This window comes from Hymenobacter sp. AT01-02 (assembly GCF_000961955.2).
In the GTDB taxonomy this organism is placed as follows: domain Bacteria; phylum Bacteroidota; class Bacteroidia; order Cytophagales; family Hymenobacteraceae; genus Hymenobacter; species Hymenobacter mucosus.
The window spans coordinates 13,425-37,942 of the sequence record NZ_JZIR02000065.1; the positions used below are offsets into that span (position 1 = coordinate 13,425).

Genomic DNA, 24,518 nt, shown 5'->3' on the forward strand with positions numbered 1-24,518 from the left:
ATGAAACTCCTGCTGCTGGCCGCGCTGCTCACGGCCCTGCCTACCCTCGCCCAAACCTCAAAGCCTACTGAAAATTTGGTGCAGTATGCCCATCCGATAGTCGGGACGGCGAAGATGGGACATACATTTCCGGGGGCTACTGTGCCCTTCGGTATGGTGCAGCTATCGCCCGATACCGACACCCTTAGCTACGAGCAGGACGGCAAGTACAACCCTGATGTGTACAAGTACTGCGCTGGCTACCAGTATACTGACCCTACCATTGTAGGATTTAGCCACACCCACTTCAGCGGTACCGGCCACTCCGACCTCGGCGACTTTCTTGTGATGCCTACTACGGGGGCGCTCCAGCTGAATCCCGGCACGGCTACCCAACCTGAGCGTGGTTACCGCTCCCGTTTTCGCCACGATACGGAGGTAGCGGAGCCAGGCTACTACCGCGTGCGCCTGCAAGACCACGACATCTTGGCTGAGCTGACCGCTACCAACCGCGTGGGAATGCACCAGTACACTTTCCCCCAGACCACTGATCAGGCCCACCTGATTGTGGACTTGATGCATGGCATCTACAACTACCCGGACAAGAACGTGTGGACCTTCGTGCGGGTAGAAAATGATACCCTCGTGACCGGCTACCGCCAAACCAATGGCTGGGCCCGCACCCGCACGGTGTACTTCGCCATGACGTTCTCAAGGCCCTTTGCCGAGTACGGTAGCCGCAATTACGTCAAGAAGCAGGCCTACCGCGGCTTTTGGGGCAAGTTTGACCAGACGAAGAACTTCCCCGACTTGGCCGGCGAGCAACTGCGCATGTACTTCAACTTTAAGACCACCGCGCCCGGCGAAAAGGTGAAAGTGAAGTTTGCTCTCTCGCCCGTGAGCACTGCCGGCGCCCTCCAAAACCTACGTACCGAAGCACCGGGTTGGGACTTCAACAAGGTGAAAGCCCAGGCCCAGCAACTCTGGCAGCAGGAGCTAAGCAAAGTGGTCATCACGTCGCCGAAGAAGGTAGATAAGGAGAACTTCTACACGGCCATGTATCACGCCTTTCTGAGCCCCACGAACTACATGGACGCCGATGGGCAGTACCGCGGCCTCGACCAGAACAACCACCGGGCAGACGGCTTCACCAACTATACTACCTTCTCGCTCTGGGACACGTACCGCGCCCTGCACCCGCTGTTCAACGTGCTGCAACCCAAGCGCAACGCCGATATGATTCGCTCCATGCTGGCCCACTTTGACCAGAGCGTGGAGCGCATGCTGCCTATTTGGAGCCATTATGCCAATGAAAACTGGTGCATGATTGGCTACCACTCCGTGCCCGTTATTGCCGATGCTGTGCTGAAAGGCAATGCTCCCTTTGATGCCAATAAGGCCCTTGACGCTTGCGTGACTACGGCCCGTACGGCCCGCTACGATGGCATTGGCTACTACATGCAGCTGGGCTACGTGCCCGAGGACAAAAGCGGCTCCTCGGTTTCTAAAACCTTGGAATATGCCTACGACGACTGGTGCATTGCCCAGATGGCTCAGAAACTCAATCGGCAGGATATCTACCAGGAGTTCAGCAAGCGGGCTCAGAACTGGCAGAATGTGTACGATCAGCGCATCGGCTTTATGCGCCCTAAGCTTGCCGACGGTAGTTTCCGCAAGGAGTTCGACGTGCTGAGTACCCACAACCAGGGCTTCATTGAGGGCAATGCGTGGAATTACAGCCTCTACGTGCCCCAGGACCCCACGGCGCTTATCGCCAAAATGGGCGGCAACCGTCGCTTCACCGAGCACCTCGATTCGCTGTTCACGATGAATCTGCCCGACAAGTTCTTCGCTGAAACCGAGGATATCAGCCGCGAGGGCATCATTGGCAACTACGTGCACGGCAACGAGCCCGCCCACCACGCCGCCTACCTCTACAACTGGACGGACCAGCCCTACAAAACCCAGGCTCGGGTACGCATGATTCTGCCCAAGATGTACCGCCCCACGCCCGACGGCCTCGGCGGTAACGACGACTGCGGGCAGATGTCGGCCTGGTATATCTTCTCCGCCCTGGGCTTCTACCCCGTCGCGCCCGGCTCCCCGGAATACGCCCTGGGCAGCCCCGCCGTGCACGGCGCGGTATTGAACCTGGAAAACGGCAAGACCTTCCGCATCACGGTGAAGAACCAGAGCGACAAAAACGTCTACGTGAAGGAAGCCCGCCTCAACGGCCAAAAGCTCACCCGCCCCTTCCTCGCGCACGAGGCCATTATGAACGGCGGAGAGCTGGTGTTTACGATGCCGCGCGGCCGTGAGAAATATACAAAGCCATGTCAAGCCTAGAAATACCTAGAACGACCCGATTTGCGGGAAAAAGTGACGTGCCGCGTTCCTATTGGGATACAATTGATGCGTGGCAGGAAGTAGAGTTCGTTGAAGGTTTTGTGCTGACGGAAGTAGAAGACCCCGAGCAACTGTTTCGCTTCTATGCCGAGGTGAATGTGAATAACTCCCGTTTATGGGAGTTATTCACAGACCTAGCAGCTATGCTGCCCAGCGTATGTGCTTGTATCTTCTGTCCATACGAAGATGAAGTGACACATGGCGAGTATCAGGATAAGGCACTTGTATTGGGAAAGTTAGCCTCTCTGCAAAAGGAGTTAGTCCAAGACTGCTTCCTAGAATTCGGCCTCATCTATGAAGATGAAAAAACGCTAATGGAAGCCTACGTAGCCGAATCGAAGTTTGTCAAAGTATGGGGCGTAGACCGGCAGCACTTCGAGCAGATTATGCAGCAGCACCGCATTCCTGCATTTGAGGAAATGCGTTTTGTGGATGAGTTTCCTAAAGTAGTGGTGCCTCTGACTAAGCTAGACGCTGAGGCTAGGCCGACAGAAGAAGTAATTGCTCTGTTAGACAAAGCGTTTGCGCCTAATCAGTGCTGACACGCCCCGTTAAATCTGGAAAACGGCAAAACCTTCCGCATCACGGTAAAAAACCAGAGCGGCAAACACGTTTATATAGTAGAAGTACTAACCGTGAGGTGACCTGAGGTAAAGCGTACTGAGCGTAAGGCCTTATAAGAAGTGAACATCAGCTCAAAAGAAATCCCCGCTTCGTGCCTGTTGCAGCGCGAAGCGGGGATTTTGTTGTTGCAACGAATAGGCTATTCGTTGCCGGTAAAGCTGGGGGTATTTACGCTTTTATTTCTGTTGCGATTGTATAGATACGCCGCGCCAGCTGCTAGCAGCGCACCCCCAGCAAGCTTGCGGTTAAAGCCACCGGAAGCCGGACGGACAGCGCCAGCAGCAGCACGTTGGCCACCCCAGCTATTAAACAAACCTGAAAGCAAACCTCCTAGCGTACCGCTCGGTTGGCGGTCAGAACCAAATATGCTCATGATTGACAAGGAAATGGTGTGTAGGCCCTATAACGCAAGCTAAGGGGGCTGGGTTGACATGCGGGGATGTAATCCCTGCCCCTAGTGGCGAAAAGAACAATATGGGGGGCCTACTGTTTTGCTAGCAAACGCACATAGCTAGTTTCCCTTATTCCCTTGACTTTGTCTTGAGCACGCCGTGACGGCTGCCGACCAAGCCGCCTACCGCATGCCTACAGTAGTTTATAGCAGTTGGGGGTTACTACATCTGGTAGCGGCATTAGCTTCGTTAATTCTGGGGACTGCGGTGCTGCTGCTAGCCAAGCGAGGTGCCCTGCACAAGCGGTTCGGGTACGGCTACGTGGGTAGTATGACCCTGATGCTCACCACTTCATTTGCCATTTACCGGCAATACCACGGCTTCGGTATTTTTCACGTGGCCGCGCTCCTCAGCTCCGTTACGCTGGTCCTAGGAATGGCGCCCGTACTGCGCAAGAAACCAGTGCGCTCCTGGCGGCAGCTGCACTACAGTTTTATGTACTTGTCGGTGCTGGAACTGTACGTGGCCTTGGTGGCCGAAGTGCTGGTACGCCTGCCGGGCCTCCACTTCTGGGAAGTGGCTAGCTTCTCTCTGCTAGCAGTTATGCTACCGGGAGCCGCCTTGTTTAACCACCGGCGTAAGCAGTGGCATGTGGGTGCGCCTGGTGCTCAGTACAGCCCAGCTAGCTCAGGGTAGGTGCAGGAGGCGCACAATATATCCGTGCTGTTTAACTAACATAGGGCCTTCACTACCCGCATCTGTCCATGAAAGCCCACCTCCTTCTATCCTTGCTTACCCTTAGTACCGTTGCTTGCGCCCAAACAGGTCCCGTTAAAGTGGAAGTCAAGCAAACCAATGGCCGCTACGAGTTGCTCCGCGGCGGCAAGCCATACTTTATCAAAGGTGCCGGTGGGGGGCAGTTCCCCGAGCGTATCAAAGCTTGCGGCGGCAATTCCATTCGTACCTGGACCACTGTGGGCGGCGAGAAGGTGCTAGCCGAGGCCCACAAAAACGGCCTTACAGTGATGATGGGGCTGGATGTGGTGCGTGAGCGGCATGGCTTCGACTACAACGACCCAAAGGCAGTGGCCGAACAATTGCAGCGCCTGCGTGCCGATGTGCTCCGATTTAAAGACAGCCCAGACCTGCTGTTTTGGGGGATTGGCAACGAGTTGAACTTGGAGTATACCAACCCCAAGGTGTGGGACGCGGTGCAGCAAATTGCCCAAATGATTCACGAGGTAGACCCTAACCACCCCACCAGTACTGTGCTGGCGGGCCTCAACCAACAGGAGGTAGACTATATTAAGGCCAAGTGCCCGGCCGTGGATATCCTGAGCATCAACACGTACGCGGGGCTGGCTTCCATTCCGCAGCAGGTGCGCACCACCGGCTGGAAGGGGCCATATGTAGTAGCAGAGTGGCCCACCGGCCACTGGGAAAGCCCGGTTACGCCCTGGAAAGCCTCAGTAGAAGAAACCAGCAGCCAGAAAGCGGCCGTGTACCAGAGCCGCTACGAGGCATCGGTAGCCAAGGACAAAACGCAGTGCTTAGGTACCTACGTATTCTTGTGGGGGCAGAAGCAGGAGCGCACACCTACCTGGTACGGGCTCTTCACCGAAGATGGAAAAGAATCAGAGGTGGTGGATGTGATGCAGTACCTCTGGAGCGGGGCGTGGCCGAAGAATCGGGCCCCGCACTTGGCTAGTTTCACGCTGAATAATAAGCAGGCTACCGACAACGTGTACTTGCAGCCCGGCCAGCGCTACCCCGCCGCTGTGGCCGTTACCGACCCCAACCAGGACCAGCTAACCTACCGGTGGGAACTGCTGCCAGAAAGCACCGATCTTAAGTCGGGCGGCGACCGGGAGAGCCGCCCAGTGGCTATTACGGGCCTGATTCCGGCCGGAGCCAAAGCCCAGACTACCCTTACGGCCCCGCAAAAAGAAGGCGCCTACCGCTTGTTTGTATACGCCTACGACGGCCACGACAACGTAGCCACGGCAAATATTCCGTTCTATGTACAAGCCAAGTAATTCCGTTCCCTTCACCCTCCGCCCGTGGACGCTGACTGATTTGCCTAGCCTGGTCCGCTACGCCAATAATCCGGCCATTGCTCGGTTCATGAACGACCAGTTTCCGCATCCGTACACGGAGGAAGCTGGCCGCTACTTCATTGGGCTTGCCAGCGGCGAAGAGGTTGCTCATCTCTTCGCTATTGAGGTGGAGGGCGAAGCCGTTGGCGGCATTGGCGTGCATCCGCGCTCAGCTATTGAACGCAAAAACGCCGAGCTGGGCTACTGGCTGGGCGAGCCGTTCTGGGGGCGGGGTATCATCACCCAGGCCATTACGCGCATGGTAGACTACGCCTTCCAGACCTTCGACATCAACCGCATTTTCGCGCGGCCTTTCGGTACCAACGGGGCTTCTCAGCGCGTGCTAGAAAAAGCAGGCTTTGCGTTGGAAGCCCGCTTTGCCCAAACCTTTTTCAAAAACGGCGAATACCACGATGAGTTGGTGTACGCCCTACGGCGCCGTGAATAGCCTGACCACTGCCCGCTTGCTGCTGCGGGAAATAACTGCGGCCGATGCCGCCGGTATTCTGGCCCTCGACTCGAACCCCGCTGTGCTGCGCTACGTGCCCAACAAGCCCATCAGTACGCTGGCAGAAGCCAGCGCCATTGTCGAGTATATCCGGGGGCAGTACCAGCACAATGGCCTGGGACGGTGGGCCGTAGTACACCAGGATAACCAGGAGTTTCTGGGTTGGTGCGGCCTCAAGTTGGTCAACGACAGCTTTGTGGATGGGCGCACCAATTACTACGATATTGGCTACCGGTTGCTTCCCCAATATTGGGTCAGGGCTATGCCTCGGAGGCGGCCGCGGCCAGCTTGGCGTTTGCCTTCCAAGTGCTACAAGTAGCCGAGGTGCGTGCCACGGTGATGCAAGCAAATAGTGCCTCCTGTCGGGTGCTGGATAAGCTGGGGATGCAACGGCAGAAAGCATTTGTGGACGCTGGTGCGGCGTGGGTCTGGTATGCCAAAAGCAATCCTGCTCACTAACACAGCATACCTAGCCCGCGCTTACTGCCTACCATTGCAGCAAGCAGTCTATCCAATTAGGGATGCGTAGTCAGGCTACCCAACGGTAGGGTGTTAGTTACCAGTTTGTCCGGCTAGCTGCGTCAGGCTTTTGGCAGCCTGGGTAAATTTAGAGGGCACCATTACAATGGTAGTTGTATTGTTGTCAATTCCGATTTCGGAGAGCATTTGCAAGCGGCGCAACTCTAAGGCAATGGGGCTTTCTTCCATCTGTTTGGCGCCTTGGGTGAGCTTGATGCTGGCTTCCAGCTCGGCTTCGGCCTTAATGATGCGGGCGCGTTTCTCCCGAATGGCCTCGGCCTCGCGGGCCATGGCGCGCTGCATAGACTCAGGTATCTCCACGTCCTTGATTTCCACCATCTCAATCTTTACACCCCAGGTTTCAGTGGCAGCATCTACTAGCTGCTGCAACGTAGCGTTGATCTGCTGACGCTCTTTAAGAACCTCGTCGAGCTGGTGCTGCCCAATAATGTTGCGTAGTGCCGTAACAGAAAGCTGGTAGACGGCCTGGTTGACGTTGGCTACCTTGATGATGGCGTCCTCGGGGTTGATGACTCGAAACCACAGCACGGCGTTTACCTTAATGGTTACGCTGTCCTTGGTAATGGTTTCCTGCTGTTCCAGGTCCACGGTTTTGGTGCGGATGTCTACCGTAGTGCGGCGCTCAATAAGCGGGATAATCCAGTACAGGCCCGGCCCGCGCCGTCCCACGTAGCGCCCCAGCCGAAATACAATGGCGCGCTCATACTCCTGAGCAATACACAGGCCCATCAACAGGAACACAATAACGAACAGAAGCGAGAAAAGCAGAGACATGGTCATACTAAAGAGGTAGTACTGATGAATATGCTTTACCATAACACATGCCCCATGCCAGCGCTACGCAGTGAATAAAAAAAGCCTGTTTCTAGCGTAGAAACAGGCTTTGTGCGAGAGTTGAACAGAGAAATCTCTGCGCGCTACCTTACCATTTCGGGAGGGTAGTATTTCCCTAATGGTAGGGTAGCGCGGAGATTTCTCTGCATTTACTTACCAGGAGGAAGGTAGTTTGTCAACTGCCGTGCCCTTAGCGCACGGGCTTCGGAAGTACGGCCAGGCTCTCGTGCCCCTCCGCATCTACGGATACAACCCCAAAAATGTAGTTGTCTTTGCTGTGAGGCAGGTCGGCTTTGGTGTCGGTCACGAAGAACTTCTGCTGCCACTCCGGGGCGCTGGTTTCACGCATGAGCACGTAATAGCCCGCGGGCTTTTCGCCGGCTTTCGGCGCGTCCCACTTCAGCTCGGTGCGGTTGGTAAGGTTGGCCGTGAGCACGCCTACGTTCTCGGGGGCGGCGGGGGCCAAGGCCAAGGCCGCCAGAGTAGCTAGGTTAACGCCCGTGTTTTTGCGCAGGTAGGGAAAGTCCATAAACTTGGCGTAGTCGCCGTATTCCTCGCCCTTTTCCGTGCGCAGGTCCTGGTGCTGATGGCGGAAGTCCTCGTTCATTTCGGAGAAGCGCACCGCCGAAAAGCCCTGTTGGTTAAATGGCGTATGGTCGCCGCCGCGCAGAAAACGGTCGGGGCGGTATTCTAGCACTACCTCGTGGCCGGGCACGTACTGCTGGCAGGCTACGCGGGTGTAGCGGGCTAGCTGGCGGCTGGGCGAGTCGTTTTCCGATGACAACGTGCGACGCACGCGGGCCTCATCCGGCGTTTCGGTGGCTGGCACCCCTTCGCTGAATACGCGCAGGCGCTTGTCGTCCTTGATTTCTGGGTCGTGCCCCGTAGAGCTACCCATGATGTCGTTGTTGAGCATGGCCACTAGGTTCCAGCCTTCTTTCTTGGCCCGCTTAGCTAGGTGAGTAGAGCCGTAGAGACCCTGCTCCTCGCCCTGCACCGCCACAAAGATGATGGTAGCCGGAAACTGCTGCTTGCTCATTACGCGGGCCAGTTCCATCACAGCCACGGTGCCAGAGCCGTCATCGTTGGCGCCGGGCGCGTCGGCCGTCGCATTCATCACGTCCGTCACACGTGAGTCGATGTGGCCGCTCACGATGAACACGCGCTTATCGGTGGGGTCGGTGCCGGGCAGAGTAGCCATGACGTTGGCCATCACCACGGGGCGGTTGATGCGCCGTCCGTCGGGCTTGATGGTGAAGGTGTCTTGCTCCACTTTCAGGCGGCCTCCGCTGGCCTTACTGTACTTCTTGAATTCATCTTCTACCCAATTGCGCGCCGCGCCAATACCCCGCTTCTTGCTCTTGGTGTCCGACAACGTGTGGCGAGTGCCGAAGCTAACGAGCTTGTCGATGTCGTCGCGCAGGTTTTTCTCGGAAATATCCTCCACCATTTTGGTGATGATGGGGTCGGGGGTGGTTGTGGGCTTGGTTTGGGCAAAGGCGGAGGCACTCAGGCCCAGGGAAAGCAGAAGCAGCGTAGAACGGCGCATGGTTGGAAGTCAAGGTCAGATTAGAATTGGGCAAGAGACGCAAGATACAGCCACGGCGTTGCGGCCCCGCATCTTTTCCTGGAAAGCTCACCCCTGAACCGCCGGAGGGTCAGCCGCCTAAGTAGCTAATTCCACTAGTTCCTCAGCACGCTAGTAGGAGGTGAAAAGAGTAAGCCCGCAGCAGCATCGCTACCCTATCTTGAAAGCGGCGTTGCTGCGGGCTCGTCTCAAAGCATAGTAACTAGAGCGCTGGCAGCATTGCCCCCAAAACCTGCCGCATTGATAAGGATGCGCCGAATAGATTTCTCTGTCCGAGCCGCCAAATCGGTAGTGAAGGGTGCGACGGGCCACTGCTGGGTTGCTAGCACGTGCAGGGCAAAGTCGAGACTGAGGGCTGCCGACGCGCCCAGCGTATGCCCAACCAGCCACTTGTTAGACAGTAACACAGGTAGTGCGGGGCTGAAAATGGCGTGTAAGGCGGCCCGTTCGGCGGCATCGCCGGCGGGAGTGCCGGGGCTATGTAGAACCACCGCATCTACCTCGGCGGGCGTTACCTGGGCCTGCGCCAGGGCTTGGCGAATGGCTTGCTGAAAGTGCTGCCCATTGGGGGAGAGGCCCGTTTTACTGCCAATGGCCTCGAAGCCAAACCCAACGCTTTCAAGCACAAAAACGGGCTTAGCCAACGGTTCCGCGTGTAGGCTAGAGCGACTAACTCTTTCCAAAGCAAACACGGCTGCTCCTTCGCCCAATACAAACGTGGAAGGCTTGCCGGCACCCGGTCGGCAGGGCCACTCTGCTGCCGCGTAAGGCGAATAGATGCCAATAGCCCGCATCTGCGCGAGGGTGAAATCGGTGAGGGGTGCCTCGGTGCCACCTGCCAGAAAGCGGGTGGCCATGCCCGCTCGTAGCCAGGCCATGGCATTGCCTAGGGCCTGAAAGGCACTGCTGCAAGTGCTGGAATGGCTGAGCGCGGCGCCGTTGGTGCTGCCCGCGTCGAAGGCTACCCAACTGGCCACGTTGCCTAGGGTAGTGAGCGGGGAAGCTGCTACCGGTACTGTGCCCTCGGCCAGATAGTCCGCGTGAAACTCCTCGAGTAGTCCTGTAGCACCCCGACTACTGCCAATACTGACGGTTAGGGGAGTGGTAGGTGCCGTAAGATTCGCTTGCCAACCAGCGGCGGCCATGGCTTGGCGGGCCGCCAGTAGCCCCAGCAGCACCGTGCGGTCGAGCTGACGGTAGGCTGGCACCGTGCGGCGGAGGTCGGCCAGAGCTGCCTCGGCCGCAGCTGGTAGCGCCGCCACAGGTAAGCTGGCCGCGTGAGTAGTAAAAGGGGGTGGGCTGGTGGCTGATGGAGTGGATGCTACGCCCAGGGCTGAAATTCGGCCCCATCCCCGAATGACAACCAGCTCTTCAGCAATAGGCTCAGTCATGCAGGTATTCGGGCAGGGTGGGGGCGGGTAGGAAATCGAGGACCAGTTCGCGCATCTGGCGCAGTACGCCGTAGAGCAAGGTTAGCTCTTCGGCGGTAGTGCAGTAAGGCGGCAGAAGATACACCACATTGCCCAGGGGGCGCAACACCACATGGCTGTCGATGGCTAGCTGGTAGAAGGCGTCGCGTAAGCGGCTAAAGTAGCTGGTGCCCTCGCCGGGGTCGTACTCCACCGCTAGGATGGTACCGCGGTGGCGAACCTGCCGAATGCCCGGCAGCATTTCGATTTCCCGACGGAAGGCAGCGTGGGCATCCTCAATAGCTTGGCGCTGCTGGGTGCAGCGTTCCGCTCGGGTAAGCTCCAGGCTTGCCAGGGCCGCGGCACAGGCCACAGGGTTAGCGGTGTAGGAGTGGCCGTGAAACAGGGCCCGCATCTTGTCGTCGCTCAAGAAAGCCTCGTAGATGGGCGCCGCGCAGGTAGTGAGGCCCATGGCTAGGGTGCCGCCCGTGAGCCCTTTGGAAAAGCACATGATGTCGGGTTGCTCGGTGAGCAAGCTGCTGGCAAACAGCGGCCCAGTGCGGCCAAAGCCGGTCATTACTTCATCAGAAATGCAAAGCACGCCGTGCTGGTGGCAGCTACGAATCATTTCGGTGAGTACCGCCGGTGAGTACATTACCATGCCGGCGGTACCCAGTACCAGTGGCTCAAAGATGAAGCCTGCCACGTTGGGCCGCGTTAGTGCCGTGTGTAGCTGAGCCAATACCTCGGCTTCCCGGCCAGGTACCGGCACATCAATAAACTCTACTTCAAACAAGAGAGGCCAGAACGGCTGGGTGAAGGCCCCGCGGCTACTTACCGCCATAGCCCCAAAGGTGTCGCCGTGGTAGGAGTCGCGGAAGCAGAGAAAGGTGCGACGCTCCGGCTGGCCCAGGTTGTGGAAGTATTGCAGCACCATTTTTAGGGCTACCTCCACGGCCGTCGAGCCATTATCGGAATAAAATACGCGGGCTTGGTTTTCGGGTAGTAAGGCCAGCAGCTGCTCGGCTAGCTCCACGGCGGTAGGGTGAGTGAAACCGGCAAACAGCACGTGCTCCAGCGTCCGGAGCTGCTCGCTCACGCGCTCGGCAATGTGGGGGTGGGCGTGGCCGTGCAGGTTTACCCACCAGGATGAGATGCCATCAAGGTAGCGGGTGCCGTCTTCAGCTATCAGCCAGCTGCCCTCTCCCCGAACTATGGGAATAGGCAGGGGCGCGGTTTGCATCTGGGTGTAGGGGTGCCACAGCACAGCGTGGTCCCGGTTGGCAAGGGAGGTAGAGGAAAGCGTAGGCATAAGGGTGGGGCCGGAGTGGCCGGCGCCGCAAAGCTACAACCGCCAGGCCCGACGCGGGTTTCCAAAGAAAGCAGCAAGTATGTGGGAAGCCCGCCGGCTAGTAGCAAGGACGAAAGCTACTAGAACAGCCTGCTCTAGTAGTTGAAGAAAAACAGACTTGCGCAGTCAACTGCATGATTATTAAGTAGAAGAAGTGCCACAGCCAGTTGCGCTAAACAGAATAAGTAGGGCAGCTTATTGCCCAAACCACTCCCGAAACTCGGCGGCGTAGCGGCTCACCATTTCAGTTGAAACCTCAGCCTCGGGCGAAATTCGGGGCATTATTGGTACGCCGGTGTGCTGAGCAATGAACTCCTCAGTGGCCGGATTGGGGTCTCCATTGAATACCAGTCCCCGCACGCGTAAGCCGCGGGCGTGCAGGGCTTCCAGCGTGAGTAAGGTGTGGTTGATGCTGCCCAGGTAATTACGCGACACTACTACCACTTCCAGGTTCAGGTGCTGAATCAAGTCGGCTATGAGAAAGCCGGAAGCCAGGGGTACTAGCAGACCACCCGCCCCTTCCACCAGTAGGTGATTGGTGGTGGAAGGTAGGTGAAAATCATTGGGCCGCAACGTGATACCCTCGGCAGCGGCCGCAGCGTGGGGCGAGGCCGGTAGTTGCAGCCGGTACCGCTCGGGCCAGAAGTGGCTGACTGGGTTGCTAACTAAACGGCGCACGGTGCCTGCATCGGTGGCTGGCTCAAGGCCCGCCTGCACGGGCTTCCAATAATCAGCGTGTAAGGCTTCGGTTAAAATGGCCGAAACCACGGTTTTGCCGACATCAGTGCCGATGCCGGTGATGAAAAGTCGTTCCAAGGGCAAATTAGCAAGTAGCACCTAGCGTAGGCAGCTGGCGCCTGGGTTATACGTTACCGTCACAATGCGGCAGTTTCTTAGTGGGCCCGGGGTTTCCAAACCCAGCAGGTATAGCCTTGCATACCGTAGCTATACCATGCGCGGAGTTACCCCGGCTGGGCGTGGTAGGCTTCCTAAGTTCTAGCTGCGACGGCCTGGGTCAATACCTCCGCCAACCCATCAATTTCCGCCTGGGTATTGTAGGCGTGCACGATGAGCCGCAGCCGCTCGGTGCCCACGGGCACTGTGGGCGACACAATTGGGCGCACATCAAACCCATGTTGGTGGGCAGTGCCGGCCAGTTGCCGCACGTGCGCAGGCGTAAATGAATCGGTGAAAAATACGGGGTGGATGATATGACTCTCTGCCGGTACCCGGAGGCCTGGCACCGCATTAAGAGTAGCCTTGAGGTAGTCAGAAAGGGCAAATAGCTGCTGCCGTTCGGCCGCAAAGGTGGGCAGCACCTGATAGGCTGCTATGAGGCCAGCTATGGTGAGTGGGGGCAAAGCCGTGGTATAAATGAAGGGTCGGCTGAAGTTCAGGAGGTAGTCGCGCAGGATGGCCGGGCCCACTATGGCTGCTCCCTGGCTCCCTAGGGCTTTTCCGAACGTCAGCACGCGGGCAAATACCTCCTCCTGAAGTCCCAATTCTACTACCAAGCCTTCGCCCCGCGGCCCGTACAGCCCGTTGGTGTGCGCTTCATCTACTACCAAGTACAGCCCCCGCGCCTGGCACAGCGCGGTTAGCTCCGGCAGCGGGGCCATGTCGCCATCCATGGAGTACAGGGCCTCCACGGCCACGAATACCGCTCCCGTAGCACGGACTAGCTTCCGTTCTAGGTCGGCTAGATCATTGTGGCGGAAGCTCCAAGCCGTAGCGAAGCTGCTACGGATACCATCCTTCACCGAGGCATGCGAGGCTTCATCGTACAGAATCGTGTCGCCGCGGCGGGGCACGGCCGCAAAGAACCCCATGTTGGCCGCGTAGCCGGAGTTAAACAGCAGTGCCGCTTCCGCCTGATGAAACCGTGCGAGCTGAATTTCTAGCTCCTCAGCGGCAGCGGAGTTGCCCGTAAGCAAGCGTGAGCCGGTGCTACCTGCGCTAGCTTCCACCGCCTGTTGCACAGCTCGTTGCACTGCCGGGTGACGGCTAAGACCCAGGTAGTCGTTGGAGCTGAAATCAACGAGGCCCATTGCGGGCAGCGTAAGCCGTCGGCGCGTGCCCTCGGCTTCTCGCTGGGTTAAGTGCGTTGCTAGGCGCTGGTGAAGCGGGGAAGGAGTAGGCATAAAATCAACCGGAGAAAAAGGAGCCGGGTAAAAAGGAACTGTCATCCTGGGCAGTGCGAAGACCTCTACAGCAGGCAAGCCCTCCGTAAAAGAGTTGCCTTCTATAGAGGTCTTCGCGCCGCTCAGGATGACAGGCGCTTTACGAGCGTAGCCGATACTTATGCTACTACCGGGGCAGTTTCTTTGCCGAGCACTACAGCGCCTTCGGGTACGTCCTTGAACGACTTGCGGGGCTTGAGGCCGAGTAGCGCGAACATCTGCTTATCGGCGTCGAAATCGGGGTTGGGAGTAGTCAGCAGCTTCTCGCCGGAGAAGATAGAGTTGGCCCCCGCCAGGAAGCAGAGAGCCTGCTCCGTTACGGGCATCTCTTGGCGGCCAGCCGAAAGGCGTACCATGGTGCGCGGCATCAGAATACGGGCCGTGGCAATCATGCGCAGCATTTCCCAAACACTCACGCGGGGCTGAGCGGCCAGGGGCGTGCCCTCCACCGGCACCAGCGCATTTACCGGCACCGACTCGGGGTGGGCGGGTAGGGTAGCCAGCGTGTGCAGCATGGCAATGCGGTCCTCATCAGTTTCACCCAGGCCAATGATGCCACCCGAGCAAACCGAAATACCGGCCTTGCGCACGTGCTCCAAGGTGTTGAGGCGGTCGTCGTAGGTGCGGGTTGTAATAATTTCAGAGTAGTGCTCGGCGCTAGTATCCAGATTGTGGTTGTAGGCGTAGAGGCCGGCCTCTTTCAGGCGCTCGGCCTGGTACTCGTTCAGCATGCCCAGGGTGCAGCATACTTCCAGGCCAATGTTGTTTACCTCGGTTACCATATTCAGCACCCGGTCGAAGTCGCGGTTGTCGCGCACTTCACGCCAGGCGGCGCCCATGCAAAAGCGGGTACTGCCGCCATCTTTGGCGCGCTGGGCTGCGGCCAGTACTTCGGCGTCGGGCAGCAGCTTGTGGGCTTGCACGCCGGTGTGGTAGCGGGCAGCCTGAGGGCAGTAGGCACAGTCTTCGGGGCAGCCCCCGGTTTTCACGCTCAGCAGCGTACATACCTGTACTTCGCCGGTGGCCTGGGTTTCGGCGTGAATGGCGGCCGCCTGCGTTACCAGTTCCAATACGGGCTGGTTATAAATAGCTTTTACTTCGTCGAGAGTCCAGTCGGTACGGATCATGGGGTGGGGAGGAAGTAGTTTCTGGTTTTAGGTAGAAGAGGTGGCCAAAAAGGGCAGCCTGCCGGTAGCTACAGCTACGCCGCAGGCCGCAAGATACACGAGAACTAGATTCTGGCAGATGAAACGCCTTGGCATTATGAGACCCTCTCTCATGCTTATGCTGGCAGAAGACTAGCTACGGTGTGGGCTCTACTGATGCGCGCAGCAAAGTCAGAATCGGTAGAAATATATTGGAAAAAGCCTTGCTCCAAAATGGGGAGCTGCGCCACAAGCCACTGGTTCAGCTGCTTACTACTCGCCGCAACCAGGTCTGCCTGCGGGAGGCTGCGGCGTAAGGCAGGCACAAAATCATCAAAATATTCCAGCAGGCTAACCAAGTTTGAAAAGCTACGATCAGCAAAAGAAATCTGCCAGGCTGCTAGCAAGGGTGCAAGATTGCCCACCAACGCCACCAAGCCGCTTAATAGCTCCTGCTCAAAAAAGTCTTCCTTCCGAATGTGGTGCTGCCACCAGGCTAGCAGAAAAGTCCGCACTGCTTCTTGGTTGGGGGGCGGCCACGTTGCCCAGCCCGCCAGCCCGATTTTACCGAAGAAAACCTCCTTGTCAATCTTCGATGCGGGCTGGCTTGCTAAGTGTAGTAGGCGCGGCAAGAAGTAGCGAAAATCCTCGGCGCTACCCCAGGTGGTCATAGCTTTGAAGGCGTAGCGTCGCAACTGCTCTTCGGAAAGCTGCCGGAGTGGCACTGTCCACAGAAGGGCGTTTTCGGCTGGGGTAATGCAGCAAGGACAGGCTTCCAGGGGCTGACGCAGGCGGTAGCGAGCAAAGCGCCGATAGACTTGCTCAAGGGCTGCATGCATTACCTAAATGCTGCGCAGTACCCGACATGGGTTGCCCACGGCCACCACGCCAGCCGGAATATCGCGGGTGACTACGCTACCGGCCCCAATGGTAGTACCGGCCCCAATGGTTACGCCGGGCATCACTAGTACCCCCGCACCCAACCACACGTTGTCGCCAATGGTGATGGGCTTGGCAAATTCCCAGCCTTCTACCCGGGGCCCGACCTCTACCGGATGCCCCGCCGTGGTCAGCAGCACATTGGGGGCAATGAACACGTTGTCGCCGATGGTGACGGGGGCGCAGTCCAGAATAGTCAGGTTATAATTGGCAAAGACGTTGCGCCCGAGCCGCACATTATAGCCGTAGTCGCAGCGGAGCGGGGTTTCTAAGTGGCGTCGGTTTCGTAGCCGAGCAGCTCGGCCAGTATCTCCCGGTTGAGGTGTACGGGCTCCTGATTGTAACGGTGGCAGCGGGCTTTGGCCTCAATACGCTCGGCTACTAGTTCGGGGTCGTTGGCCAAGTACAGCTCGCCCGCCAACATCTTTTCTTTCGCAGTTTGTGTCATTCTTCATTCCAGGTCACTAGAGACCGGCGCCGCTAACTTAATATATTCAGCTGGGTTCAGCGGCCGATTCTGGGGTGCGGCCGTGGGCGTCGCGTGTATTTTTCTGCACGGCAATGGCAGCGAATAAACTCAGTGCAAAGGCCATAGCATAAAAACCTTTCTCGCTAAGCAGGAGGGTTGCGTTCCACAGTCCCACTACCAGCAGGGCAATGGCCAAGAGGGTAGAAAACCAGCTAAGACCGTAGTAAATACTGGTTACCGGAATGCCCTCTAGTTGGTCGCGCACTGATTTCTGCAAGGAAATGGCCGCAAACAGACCGTACATGAGCACGGCGAAGTAGTAGCCTTTTTCATTGAGTTGCATATGGGCATTCCACAGGCCAATAATGAAGGCAGCCAAGCCGGCCAATAAGGCTACCCAAGAGGCAGCTATAAACGCGTTAGATGGTTTGGTGGACAGCATAAGTCTAGGCAAAAAGTGAGTGATACATTGTGCAGTAGCAGCCCGCTACCAACATCTCAAACATAGCAGGCTATCTAGCCTACTCTGTATCCAAGTTTTTGCTATTATCAGACTTTTCATACATCGTCGCTGACTCACCCAGGAGACTGCTTGTACTGTCATCCTCAGGTAGCAGTATTGCCCTTTACCATGTGCAGAAGGCCTTTTTTGGTTGAGTGATCCTCAAACGGTGCCGGCAAATAATAGCCCGTTTGTTAGTAGGTTCAGACTTTTTAGAAAGGTAGGATTCTTATTGGCAGGGCCTAAAAGCAACGGGCCGCCTCGGTAGAGGCGGCCCGTATACGGCTAAGAGCGTTTGCCTGGTCGGCTGGCACCGCGAGTGCCTCGGTTGCTGGGTTTTCCTTTGGGTGGGGCGGCTGGCCCTTTGGCTGGCCCGCCCGCGCTGCGTGTGCCAGCGGTATGGGTGGGGCGGCCAGTGCTTTTGCCCTCCGGTCGAGCTGCGGCCGACCCCGCGGGGCGTCCGCCGCCTGGGCGAGCAGTCCGTTTGGGTTTCTGCTCGGTGGGCATTTCCAGCCATTCGTTGGTAGGCTTGGAGCGGGGGCTGGGCTTGGGCGCGTCGGCGCCGGTAGGGGCCGGGCCAGTTTTGGCAGATGCACCCCGAGCAGGCCGCTCACCCCAGAAGGCCGCCGTGCTGGTTCGTTTGCGGCGGGCTGCGCCTGATGGAGCCGGGCCAGCTTGGTCCAGCGTTTCTTGCAATACTTTCAGCTCGCCGGGGCGGAGGTCACGCCACTCGCCCACCCCCAGGGCTTTCACGCTCACGTTCATCACCCGAATACGCTCCATCTGCACCACCTCGTAGCCGAGCTGCTCGCACCAGCGCCGAATCTGGCGGATGGTATCGTGAAGAAGGGAAATGCGGAAGATGTAGGGCGTGTCCTTGGTTATTTTGATTTGCTGAGCTTCGGCTCCGGGCTGGCCTGCACCAGTGGCAATAGCTTCCAGAAATTGCTCGGTGATAGGCTTATTGAGCATTACCACGTACTCGTTTTCGTGCACGTGGCTGCTGCGCAAGATCTTATTTACCAGCTCGCCGTTGTTGGTGAGCAGCACCAAACCCTGCGACTCCTTATCGAGCTGGCCAACCGGCACGAGGCGCACGCTGTGCTTGATAGCCCGAATAATGTTGTCGCGCACGCCTACCGTGGTGGTGGTGGTGATGCCTGGGGGCTTGTTGTAGGCAATGTACACTACCTCCTCTTCGCCGCGAGGCTCAATTACGCTGCCATTCACCACCACGCGGTCCTTGCCCGTTACCTGGGTGCCCACGGTAGCGCGCTTGCCATTCACAAACACGCTGCCCTGCTCGATGTAGCGGTCAGCTTCCCGGCGGGAGCACACGCCACTTTCACTGATGTATTTATTGAGTCGGGTAGCCATGAAGTAGAAGAGGTTAAAAGCAGAAAGTCGAAGGCACTGTACTAGTCTAGTACTGGCTAATGGGCCGCAAAGATACGGCTTGCCCACTGCCAGTGGAATCACTAGCCCAATTAAGCGGCGAGGAAGTATCCAAACAGTGCCGTTTCGGCCGCGGGGGGCAGGATGGCTGGCACTATAAGGTGCAGATGAATAGGGGTACCCAAGAGTTGAGGGGTGTAAGTGCCAGCACTGGGGCCAAACTGCAAGGCGCCTTGGACGAAGGTGCGGTACTGCTCGTCGCTGCGCGAATCCATGGCTACGAAGGTTAGGGGCTGAAGCTGTTGCGTAGCTTTATCGAAGCGAAACCAGAAGTAAACTTCACCCGGGTTGGTGCTTTGCACATCCAGGCGTTTGATTTCGAAAACTAGGTCGGTAGCAGCTTCCAGCAGGAAAAGCGTTTTGTACGGAATGGGCATGGTGGCAGCAGGGTAAAAGCACAGCGAGCCGCCCCAACCGGAGCGGCCCGCGGGCTTACAAGAAAAGAGCACGTACGGCGCGGTGCGCTAGCACGTGTTAGCCAAGCGTGTGATACACCGCTTGTACGTCGTCGTCGTCCTCAAACTTCTCAATGAGGTTCATCACTTCTTCCAGCTGGTCGCCTTCCAAATGCACAGTAGCATTGGGGACGCGCTGCAACTGCGACGACAACACGGCCAGGCCTTTCTCGTCCAGCGCCTTCTGCATCTGGCCGAAGTCGGCAAAGGCTGTTTCTACTACAATCAGATCCTTCACGTTGCCGTGCTCGTCCTCGTCCTGGTCGGCGTACACATCTTCGGCGCCAGCATCAATTAGTTCTAGCTCCAGTTCCTCCAGGTCGAGGCCTTCGGCAGCCAGCTTAAATACGCCTTTGCGGGTGAACGTGAAATCGGAAGAGCCCGCCGTACCCAGGGCGCCATTGCCACGGTTGAAGTACATGCGCACGTTGGCCACGGTGCGGGTAGGATTGTCAGTAGCCGTTTCTACTACAATGGCCACACCGTGGGGGGCGTAGCCCTCATACACTACTTCCTGGTAGTCTTTTTCCTCGCGGGAGCTAGCGCGCTTAATGGCCGCATCTACGCGGTCTTTCGGCATGTTTACACCCTTGGCGTTCTGGATGGCGGTACGCAGGCGAGAGTTGGTATCGGGGTTAGGGCCGGATTCTTTCACGGCCATCACAATTTCCTTCCCGATGCGGGTAAAGTCCTTGGACATCCGGTCCCAGCGCTTCATTTTGCGGCCTTTGCGGAATTCAAACGCGCGTCCCATCTATAGTAAGTTTGTGAAATGGTGAGTTAGTGAGGTTCAGTATCGGCGCGGGTGGGGCCGAAAGGGCCGCAAGTTAGCAGAAAGCCCGGCCGGGCGCAACGCAAACGCCTCCTGCCAGAGCCAAACCACGCGCCCAGCAAGCTGCCTACTTCCCAGCTTAGGAAATACCTACCTGAGCCGTGCCCAAGCCGGCTACCGCTGCCGGCGCTACTGTTGGCGGAGGGTGTAGGTGCTTTGGTTGCCGGCTGGATAGCCCTGTATTTCGATGGTGAGTACCCCGTTGCGCAGCCGGAAAGTGCCTTGATCGGTGCGGGGCTGGCCGTTTTTGTCAGCGTACGAAAACGATATTTTGTCGCCGGCAAAGGTGTAGCGCCCATCCTGGTCGAAGCGGAGCGTGGTGCCATTGCCGGCTAGCGTCAGTCGTTTCTGGTAAGAGCCATCGGGGCGCAGGGCCAGAGTGCCACCCACACCCCGGGCCGGCATGGGGGTAGGACTAGTGCCCTTGTCCAGGATGGTGTAGGAAAGGTAGGAGTAGGTTGTGAAGAAAGAAGGTGCCAGCTTGGGCACAGCGGTGCTTTTGCGCTGTGCCATTGCCGCCGGAGGCACGCTCAGCAGCAAGCCGAAAACGAGAATGCGAAATACCATGCTGCAAGGTAAGCTCCCACGAAGTTTTGCTGCACTTTTACTTCCTTGCTTGGTGCGTGTGCCGGCTTTGTCTATCTGGTGCGCTTGCGCCCGTATTTCTGCCCTTTTCCTGCATGAAAAAACTCCTACTTGCTTTGTCACTGGCTGCCGCCGCCCCGGCGCTAGCCCAATCTAGCGCTCCAGCCTTCACGCTGAGCTGCGAAAGCCGCAAGCCCAACCACGCCCTACAACAGCAGCAGTGCGAACTGCGGGAGATGCAGCTAACTGCTCCCCCGGCCGGCACACCGCTCACAATAGACGCCGTAGCCAATGGTAGCATCACGGTGCGGGGGTGGGAAGGGGCAACCGTGCGGGTTCGTGCCCGAGTTGAAGGGCGCGCGGCCACCATGGAAGCAGCCCGAGCGCTTGCCAATGCCGTGAAAATCAGCACGACAGGCAACACCATTCGAGCTGCGCGGGCCAATAATTCGCTAGATAACTGGGAAGTAGGCTACGAAGTGCTGGTACCTGCCCAAACCAGCCTCACGCTGAAAGCCACAAACGGACACATCCGCATTGAGAACGTGGAGGGGGCCATCCGGTTTGAAACCACCAACGGCAGCATCACGCTGCAGGGCCTAGCGGGCGATGTGCGCGGCAAAACTACCAACGGCGGCATTACCCTGGGCCTTACCGGCACCACCTGGACGCGCGGCGGCCTCGATGTGAGTACCGTGAATGGAGGAATTACTTGGCAGATTCCGGCCACCTACGCTGCTACCATCATGGCGCGCACCGTGCACGGCCGCGTCACGGCGGCTTTGGCCGCCGGAGCGCGCAAGAGCTTGCTGGCCCACAATCTTACGGCCACCCTGGGCGCGGGCGGCCCGCAGTTGCGGGTGGCCACCGTATCGGGCGGTATTAGTGTCACGCAAGAAGGGTCTGGGCAATAGCATTTCCAGTAGCAGCTAAAACCGAGCAACGCAGCCCCTACCAATACCACCGCCGTAAATTGCTCTTGGTCGGTTGGTACTGGTAGGGCCTGCGTCGTTCGGCTATCCTTGAGCGGTAGCGTGGTGCTTATTCCGGCGACTTTCCCGTGCGAGGATTACGGGGCTCATCGGGGTGCTTCTTGGGGTAGTCGTTTTGCTTGTGGGCTTTCTGCTTTTTGATGAGCAGTGCTACTCCTACTAAAGCGCCAAAGCTCACGGCCGCAATGGTGAGCTTGGTCCGGAGCGGATCGGGAGCGGCGGTGGGCAGGTACGCCACACCGTTTTCGTCGGTGCGAGCGGGGTCTTGTACGTAGCGTCCTTTGGACGGCATAGGGAAGTTGTCCGCAAGTTCTTGCAGGCCGGTAGCGGCTTCGGCACCTGTAATAACCGGGCCGTGTCCGCAGCCAATGGCCTCCGGGCGCAGGGCTGCCAACTGTTGCACCGACTCGCTCACTTGCTGCCAGTTATAGTTGAACGGAGCCCCCGCTACGCTGATTTTGGGGAGTTGCAACAGCAGGGAAGGTACCGATTCGTGGTTGGACGTGGCAAAAGCATCGGCTCCGAGTAGGGTACGGTCTTGCTCGCGGAACAAAGCCACCTGACCTGGCGCGTGGCCCGGTACGTGCAGCCAGCGCCAGTCGGGTAGGAACGGAACTTCAGTGTCAGCCGTGGGCAGGGCCTGGACGTAGTCGCTCAGCTGAAACGACTGGGGCGGGAAGAAGCGGGCCACAAAGGCCAGCGAGCCGCCGTTTTCTACCGTTGGGTCGGCGGGGGGGTACACGGCTTTGGCCGTCAGGAAGGGTAACTCCAGCGGGTGAGCCAGAATTGGCACTTTCCAGTGCTCGGCCAGGGCCTGTGCCGAGCCCGCGTGGTCCATGTGGCCGTGCGTGAGAATAATGGCTTCGGGGTGGGTGCCAGGGTAGAATATCTCGTCGGCAGCGGCAATGATATCCTTCTCCGAGCCGGGGAGGCCAGTATCTACCAGCACCCATCCGCCGGCCGTTCCAGTTTCTACAAAATATACGTTTACGAAGCGTTGAATCTGCAGCTGCGTGACGCCAAAGGCTACTTTTTTCATCCGGTTTAGTAATTGGGAGTACATACTATTACCCGGCATACGCACGCAACTAGAACTTGGTCAACCGTAGCGCGGAAGTTCATGGAAGAAACGAGGATTCCAGGAGCCAACGACGGTGGGCCTACACGTAAAAAGCCCCTCCATGCGGAGGGGCTTTTTGTATAAGCAAGCAATAATGGGCTCGATTACTGAGCCGTAGTGCTGCCAGCAGTGGTACCACCAGCCGTGGTGCCACCAGCGGTAGTGCCGCCAGCCGTGGTACCGCCAGTAGTGTTCGTGCCGCCAGCCGTGCTGCCGGTAGTCGTGCTGCCATCGGTAGTGCCGGTAGTAGTAGAGCCAGTAGTGGTAGTGCCAGCCGTGGTGCCAGTAGCGTCCGAGCCGGAAGTAGTGCCAGCACCGTTCATGCTGCCAGCACCGCTGCCGCTCATGCTCGTGTCGCTGCTCATGCTGCCGTCGTTCATGCTACCATCGCTGGTACCTTCCATCGAGCCGGTGCCAGAGCCGCTAGTGCTGGTGCCTTCGCTACCGCTGCCTTCGCTGCCGCTACCGCCGCCGCAAGATGTGAAAGATAAAGAGGCCGCAGCCAGAGCTAAAAACAGAACCTTTTTCATGGTGTAGGTTGATGAGTGGGTGAGTAAGAATAAGTATGTTTCTGCCTTAGGTTGTGGTCAGATTCACCCTGTATACCTGGAATTGGAAAGAAGTAACCCAAATTCTGATAAAAAAATCTTGTTAATTTTATACTGGTTGAGCTTACTTATGTGTTTATAGTTGAGTTGATATGCATTGTAAACAATTGATTGTCAGATTTATAATGCTAACTCTGCTGATGGACACGGCTGGCTAGTATGCTTATATAAGTGCCGGAATATTCTGGTTACTTCTATTATGGGTAGGGGGGCGTAGGATAATAACCTCCCGTAAGCCATCCTCCTGTGAGTAGCTTTTGTAAGTTAGATAGTGAGCACACCATCAGTAACTTGCGAACCTAGTGCTTGGGTAGGAGGGTGGTCCTTGCTTTCAGTAGTGCAGGTCGAAAATACTTCGCTTTCTGAGGGCCTAGAACCCATGAAGGCAATTGCGGCAAGGGAGGGGCGTCAGAACAATCGGATGTGGGTGTAGGTTGTTGGGGCCTTACGCACTTTTTGTACTGCATTATGAAAGCATATAAGCTGCACGCCCCCAAAAGCCTGGAAAACTTCAAACTCGGTGACTACGATGAGCCCATCGTGTACGACCACGAGGTAAAAATTCAGGTGAAGGCTGTTTCTCTCAACTTCCGCGACTGGGCTCTTGCCAACGGCTGGTTTGGCTATCCGGGCGAGAAACTGCCCTTTATTCCCTTCAGCGACGCCGCCGGAGTGGTGACGGAAGTGGGCACTAGCGTTACCAAGTTTCAGCCCGGCGACAGGGTAGCCGTCAACTTCTTTCCCGACTGGCACGATGGGGCTTTCTCGACTGATAAGACGGCTCGCTCCTTGGGTGGCAGCACCGATGGGGTACTGGCAGAATACGTGAGCTTCCCGGAAGCCGCCGTGGTAAAAGTGCCCGACTCTTTTTCCTTTGAAGAAGCTGCCGCTTTCCCATGTGCGGGCGTTACGGCCTGGCATTCCTTGATAGTGGCGGCCCAACTGCGCCCCACCGATACGGTGCTGCTGCAAGGCACTGGCGGCGTTTCCATCTTTGGCTTGCAGCTAGCCAAACTGATGGGCGCGCAAACCATCATCACGTCGAGCTCTGATGAAAAGTTAGCCCAGGCTCAGGCCTTGGGAGCCGATCAGCTCATCAACTACAAAACTACTCCCAATTGGGAAGAGGAAGTTCGTACCCTAACTCAGGGGCGCGGGGCAACCTACGTAGTGGAGGTGGCCGGTCAATTGGCGCGCTCCATTAAAGCCTTACAGCCCGGCGGCACCATCTTCCAGATTGGGGCAGTAGGTGGCCCCAACGACGAGGCCCCCAACCTAGGCATGCTGCCAATTAACACCCAGCGGTTGCAAGGCATTTACGTGGGAAGCACCCAAATGCTATCTGACCTGTTCACGGCCTTTGACCGCAACAACCTGAAGCCCATCATCAGCAAAACATTCGGCTTCGACCAAGCAAAGGAAGCCCTGGCCTTCATGGGCAGCGGTTCGCACTTCGGTAAGATTGTCGTGCAAGTAGGATAGCCCGCTACGCGAGCTAATACCACAAAA

General features: G+C 57.7%; 24 protein-coding genes and 1 pseudogene. 8 read left to right on the forward strand and 17 right to left on the reverse strand.

Features of this window, described 5'->3' with window-relative positions; all coding sequences use genetic code 11:
• The 6 genes and pseudogenes from VI25_RS17515 to VI25_RS17545 all read left to right on the forward strand — a co-directional run bounded on the left by VI25_RS17515 (position 1) and on the right by VI25_RS17545 (position 6,464).
• Positions 1–2,325 (forward strand): GH92 family glycosyl hydrolase, encoded by a 2,325-nt coding sequence (locus tag VI25_RS17515; RefSeq protein ID WP_045689803.1) that lies wholly within the window; start codon positions 1–3, stop codon positions 2,323–2,325.
• A 38-nt stretch (positions 2,326–2,363) separates the two neighbouring features.
• Positions 2,364–2,927, forward strand: coding sequence for a hypothetical protein (locus VI25_RS17520; protein WP_045689804.1), 564 nt, complete (start codon positions 2,364–2,366; stop codon positions 2,925–2,927).
• A gap of 633 nt (positions 2,928–3,560) precedes the next feature.
• Positions 3,561–4,097, forward strand: coding sequence for a hypothetical protein (locus VI25_RS17530; protein WP_052695445.1), 537 nt, complete (start codon positions 3,561–3,563; stop codon positions 4,095–4,097).
• Between the two features lie 68 nt (positions 4,098–4,165).
• Positions 4,166–5,437 carry a glycoside hydrolase family 2 TIM barrel-domain containing protein gene (locus VI25_RS17535; RefSeq protein ID WP_055562700.1) on the forward strand — a complete coding sequence of 424 codons (1,272 nt, stop codon included), beginning with the start codon at positions 4,166–4,168 and terminating at the stop codon, positions 5,435–5,437.
• On the forward strand, positions 5,421–5,945 hold the full coding sequence (locus VI25_RS17540; RefSeq protein WP_045689806.1) for a GNAT family N-acetyltransferase: 525 nt from the start codon (positions 5,421–5,423) through the stop codon (positions 5,943–5,945). The genes VI25_RS17535 and VI25_RS17540 overlap by 17 nt, the downstream gene beginning before the upstream one ends.
• Positions 5,911–6,464: pseudogene (locus tag VI25_RS17545) on the forward strand (GNAT family N-acetyltransferase). Before VI25_RS17540 ends, VI25_RS17545 begins: the two are co-directional and overlap by 35 nt.
• Before the next feature lie 93 nt (positions 6,465–6,557).
• Here the strand turns inward: VI25_RS17545 and VI25_RS17550 are convergent.
• From VI25_RS17550 to VI25_RS17615, 15 genes are all read right to left on the reverse strand, one after another.
• Positions 6,558–7,319, reverse strand: coding sequence for a slipin family protein (locus VI25_RS17550; protein ID WP_072144849.1), 762 nt, complete (start codon positions 7,317–7,319; stop codon positions 6,558–6,560).
• 250 nt (positions 7,320–7,569) lie between these two features.
• The gene (locus VI25_RS17555) at positions 7,570–8,928 is read right to left on the reverse strand and encodes a M20/M25/M40 family metallo-hydrolase (RefSeq protein ID WP_045689808.1); all 1,359 of its coding nucleotides are present in this window, start codon (positions 8,926–8,928) and stop codon (positions 7,570–7,572) included.
• 227 nt (positions 8,929–9,155) lie between these two features.
• The gene (locus tag VI25_RS17560; protein ID WP_045689809.1) at positions 9,156–10,358 is read right to left on the reverse strand and encodes a beta-ketoacyl synthase N-terminal-like domain-containing protein; all 1,203 of its coding nucleotides are present in this window, start codon (positions 10,356–10,358) and stop codon (positions 9,156–9,158) included.
• Positions 10,351–11,688, reverse strand: a complete 1,338-nt coding sequence (gene bioA, locus VI25_RS17565; RefSeq protein WP_045689810.1) for an adenosylmethionine--8-amino-7-oxononanoate transaminase — start codon at positions 11,686–11,688, stop codon at positions 10,351–10,353. Before bioA ends, VI25_RS17560 begins: the two co-directional genes overlap by 8 nt.
• A 234-nt stretch (positions 11,689–11,922) precedes the next feature.
• Positions 11,923–12,543 carry a dethiobiotin synthase gene (bioD, locus tag VI25_RS17570; protein WP_045689824.1) on the reverse strand — a complete coding sequence of 207 codons (621 nt, stop codon included), beginning with the start codon at positions 12,541–12,543 and terminating at the stop codon, positions 11,923–11,925.
• Between the two features lie 173 nt (positions 12,544–12,716).
• Positions 12,717–13,868 (reverse strand): aminotransferase class I/II-fold pyridoxal phosphate-dependent enzyme, encoded by a 1,152-nt coding sequence (locus VI25_RS17575; RefSeq protein ID WP_045689811.1) that lies wholly within the window; start codon positions 13,866–13,868, stop codon positions 12,717–12,719.
• A 158-nt stretch (positions 13,869–14,026) separates the two neighbouring features.
• Positions 14,027–15,034, reverse strand: coding sequence for a biotin synthase BioB (gene bioB, locus VI25_RS17580; protein WP_045689812.1), 1,008 nt, complete (start codon positions 15,032–15,034; stop codon positions 14,027–14,029).
• A gap of 155 nt (positions 15,035–15,189) precedes the next feature.
• Positions 15,190–15,891 carry a hypothetical protein gene (locus VI25_RS17585; protein ID WP_052695446.1) on the reverse strand — a complete coding sequence of 234 codons (702 nt, stop codon included), beginning with the start codon at positions 15,889–15,891 and terminating at the stop codon, positions 15,190–15,192.
• 3 nt (positions 15,892–15,894) lie between these two features.
• A complete protein-coding gene (locus VI25_RS27130; RefSeq protein ID WP_316934357.1) occupies positions 15,895–16,227 on the reverse strand; it encodes a sugar O-acetyltransferase in 333 nt (110 codons plus the stop codon).
• Positions 16,228–16,259: 32 nt separating this feature from the next.
• Positions 16,260–16,439, reverse strand: a complete 180-nt coding sequence (locus VI25_RS24820; protein ID WP_045689813.1) for a maltose acetyltransferase domain-containing protein — start codon at positions 16,437–16,439, stop codon at positions 16,260–16,262.
• Positions 16,440–16,485: 46 nt separating this feature from the next.
• The gene (yiaA, locus tag VI25_RS17595; protein ID WP_173664801.1) at positions 16,486–16,902 is read right to left on the reverse strand and encodes an inner membrane protein YiaA; all 417 of its coding nucleotides are present in this window, start codon (positions 16,900–16,902) and stop codon (positions 16,486–16,488) included.
• Between the two features lie 345 nt (positions 16,903–17,247).
• Positions 17,248–18,339, reverse strand: coding sequence for a 23S rRNA pseudouridine(2604) synthase RluF (rluF, locus tag VI25_RS17600; protein WP_045689814.1), 1,092 nt, complete (start codon positions 18,337–18,339; stop codon positions 17,248–17,250).
• Between the two features lie 110 nt (positions 18,340–18,449).
• Positions 18,450–18,866 carry a hypothetical protein gene (locus tag VI25_RS17605; RefSeq protein WP_152981681.1) on the reverse strand — a complete coding sequence of 139 codons (417 nt, stop codon included), beginning with the start codon at positions 18,864–18,866 and terminating at the stop codon, positions 18,450–18,452.
• Between the two features lie 25 nt (positions 18,867–18,891).
• The gene (locus VI25_RS17610) at positions 18,892–19,626 is read right to left on the reverse strand and encodes a YebC/PmpR family DNA-binding transcriptional regulator (protein WP_045689816.1); all 735 of its coding nucleotides are present in this window, start codon (positions 19,624–19,626) and stop codon (positions 18,892–18,894) included.
• Positions 19,627–19,833: 207 nt separating this feature from the next.
• On the reverse strand, positions 19,834–20,271 hold the full coding sequence (locus VI25_RS17615; RefSeq protein ID WP_045689817.1) for a hypothetical protein: 438 nt from the start codon (positions 20,269–20,271) through the stop codon (positions 19,834–19,836).
• Positions 20,272–20,384: 113 nt separating this feature from the next.
• Here VI25_RS17615 and VI25_RS17620 point away from each other — a divergent pair, with 113 nt between their 5' ends.
• Positions 20,385–21,203: a DUF4097 family beta strand repeat-containing protein gene (locus VI25_RS17620; RefSeq protein ID WP_045689818.1), complete on the forward strand. Its 819-nt coding sequence runs from the start codon at positions 20,385–20,387 to the stop codon at positions 21,201–21,203.
• Between the two features lie 127 nt (positions 21,204–21,330).
• Here the strand turns inward: VI25_RS17620 and VI25_RS17625 are convergent, their stop codons facing one another.
• Both VI25_RS17625 and VI25_RS17630 read right to left on the reverse strand, forming a co-directional pair.
• Positions 21,331–22,320 (reverse strand): MBL fold metallo-hydrolase, encoded by a 990-nt coding sequence (locus VI25_RS17625; RefSeq protein WP_052695447.1) that lies wholly within the window; start codon positions 22,318–22,320, stop codon positions 21,331–21,333.
• Between the two features lie 185 nt (positions 22,321–22,505).
• Positions 22,506–22,931 carry a hypothetical protein gene (locus VI25_RS17630; protein WP_045689819.1) on the reverse strand — a complete coding sequence of 142 codons (426 nt, stop codon included), beginning with the start codon at positions 22,929–22,931 and terminating at the stop codon, positions 22,506–22,508.
• Positions 22,932–23,477: 546 nt separating this feature from the next.
• On the opposite strand from VI25_RS17630, the gene VI25_RS17635 reads away from it, so the two are divergent.
• Positions 23,478–24,491, forward strand: a complete 1,014-nt coding sequence (locus VI25_RS17635; protein ID WP_045689820.1) for a zinc-dependent alcohol dehydrogenase family protein — start codon at positions 23,478–23,480, stop codon at positions 24,489–24,491.
• Positions 24,492–24,518: the final 27 nt, after the last annotated feature.

Bases quoted from the DNA above. Each gene is read 5' to 3' on its own strand.
- VI25_RS17515 (WP_045689803.1), top strand. From the start codon at position 1: ATGAAACTCCTGCTGCTGGCCGCGCTGCTCACGGCCCTGCCTACCCTC.
- VI25_RS17535 (WP_055562700.1), top strand. From the start codon at position 4,166: ATGAAAGCCCACCTCCTTCTATCCTTGCTTACCCTTAGTACCGTTGCT.
- VI25_RS17540 (WP_045689806.1), top strand. From the start codon at position 5,421: ATGTACAAGCCAAGTAATTCCGTTCCCTTCACCCTCCGCCCGTGGACG.
- VI25_RS17550 (WP_072144849.1), bottom strand. From the start codon at position 7,319: ATGTCTCTGCTTTTCTCGCTTCTGTTCGTTATTGTGTTCCTGTTGATG.
- VI25_RS17555 (WP_045689808.1), bottom strand. From the start codon at position 8,928: ATGCGCCGTTCTACGCTGCTTCTGCTTTCCCTGGGCCTGAGTGCCTCC.
- VI25_RS17560 (WP_045689809.1), bottom strand. From the start codon at position 10,358: ATGACTGAGCCTATTGCTGAAGAGCTGGTTGTCATTCGGGGATGGGGC.
- bioA (WP_045689810.1), bottom strand. From the start codon at position 11,688: ATGCCTACGCTTTCCTCTACCTCCCTTGCCAACCGGGACCACGCTGTG.
- VI25_RS17575 (WP_045689811.1), bottom strand. From the start codon at position 13,868: ATGCCTACTCCTTCCCCGCTTCACCAGCGCCTAGCAACGCACTTAACC.
- bioB (WP_045689812.1), bottom strand. From the start codon at position 15,034: ATGATCCGTACCGACTGGACTCTCGACGAAGTAAAAGCTATTTATAAC.
- VI25_RS17585 (WP_052695446.1), bottom strand. From the start codon at position 15,891: ATGCATGCAGCCCTTGAGCAAGTCTATCGGCGCTTTGCTCGCTACCGC.
- VI25_RS24820 (WP_045689813.1), bottom strand. From the start codon at position 16,439: ATGACACAAACTGCGAAAGAAAAGATGTTGGCGGGCGAGCTGTACTTG.
- yiaA (WP_173664801.1), bottom strand. From the start codon at position 16,902: ATGCTGTCCACCAAACCATCTAACGCGTTTATAGCTGCCTCTTGGGTA.
- rluF (WP_045689814.1), bottom strand. From the start codon at position 18,339: ATGGCTACCCGACTCAATAAATACATCAGTGAAAGTGGCGTGTGCTCC.
- VI25_RS17610 (WP_045689816.1), bottom strand. From the start codon at position 19,626: ATGGGACGCGCGTTTGAATTCCGCAAAGGCCGCAAAATGAAGCGCTGG.
- VI25_RS17615 (WP_045689817.1), bottom strand. From the start codon at position 20,271: ATGGTATTTCGCATTCTCGTTTTCGGCTTGCTGCTGAGCGTGCCTCCG.
- VI25_RS17620 (WP_045689818.1), top strand. From the start codon at position 20,385: ATGAAAAAACTCCTACTTGCTTTGTCACTGGCTGCCGCCGCCCCGGCG.
- VI25_RS17625 (WP_052695447.1), bottom strand. From the start codon at position 22,320: ATGAAAAAAGTAGCCTTTGGCGTCACGCAGCTGCAGATTCAACGCTTC.
- VI25_RS17630 (WP_045689819.1), bottom strand. From the start codon at position 22,931: ATGAAAAAGGTTCTGTTTTTAGCTCTGGCTGCGGCCTCTTTATCTTTC.
- VI25_RS17635 (WP_045689820.1), top strand. From the start codon at position 23,478: ATGAAAGCATATAAGCTGCACGCCCCCAAAAGCCTGGAAAACTTCAAA.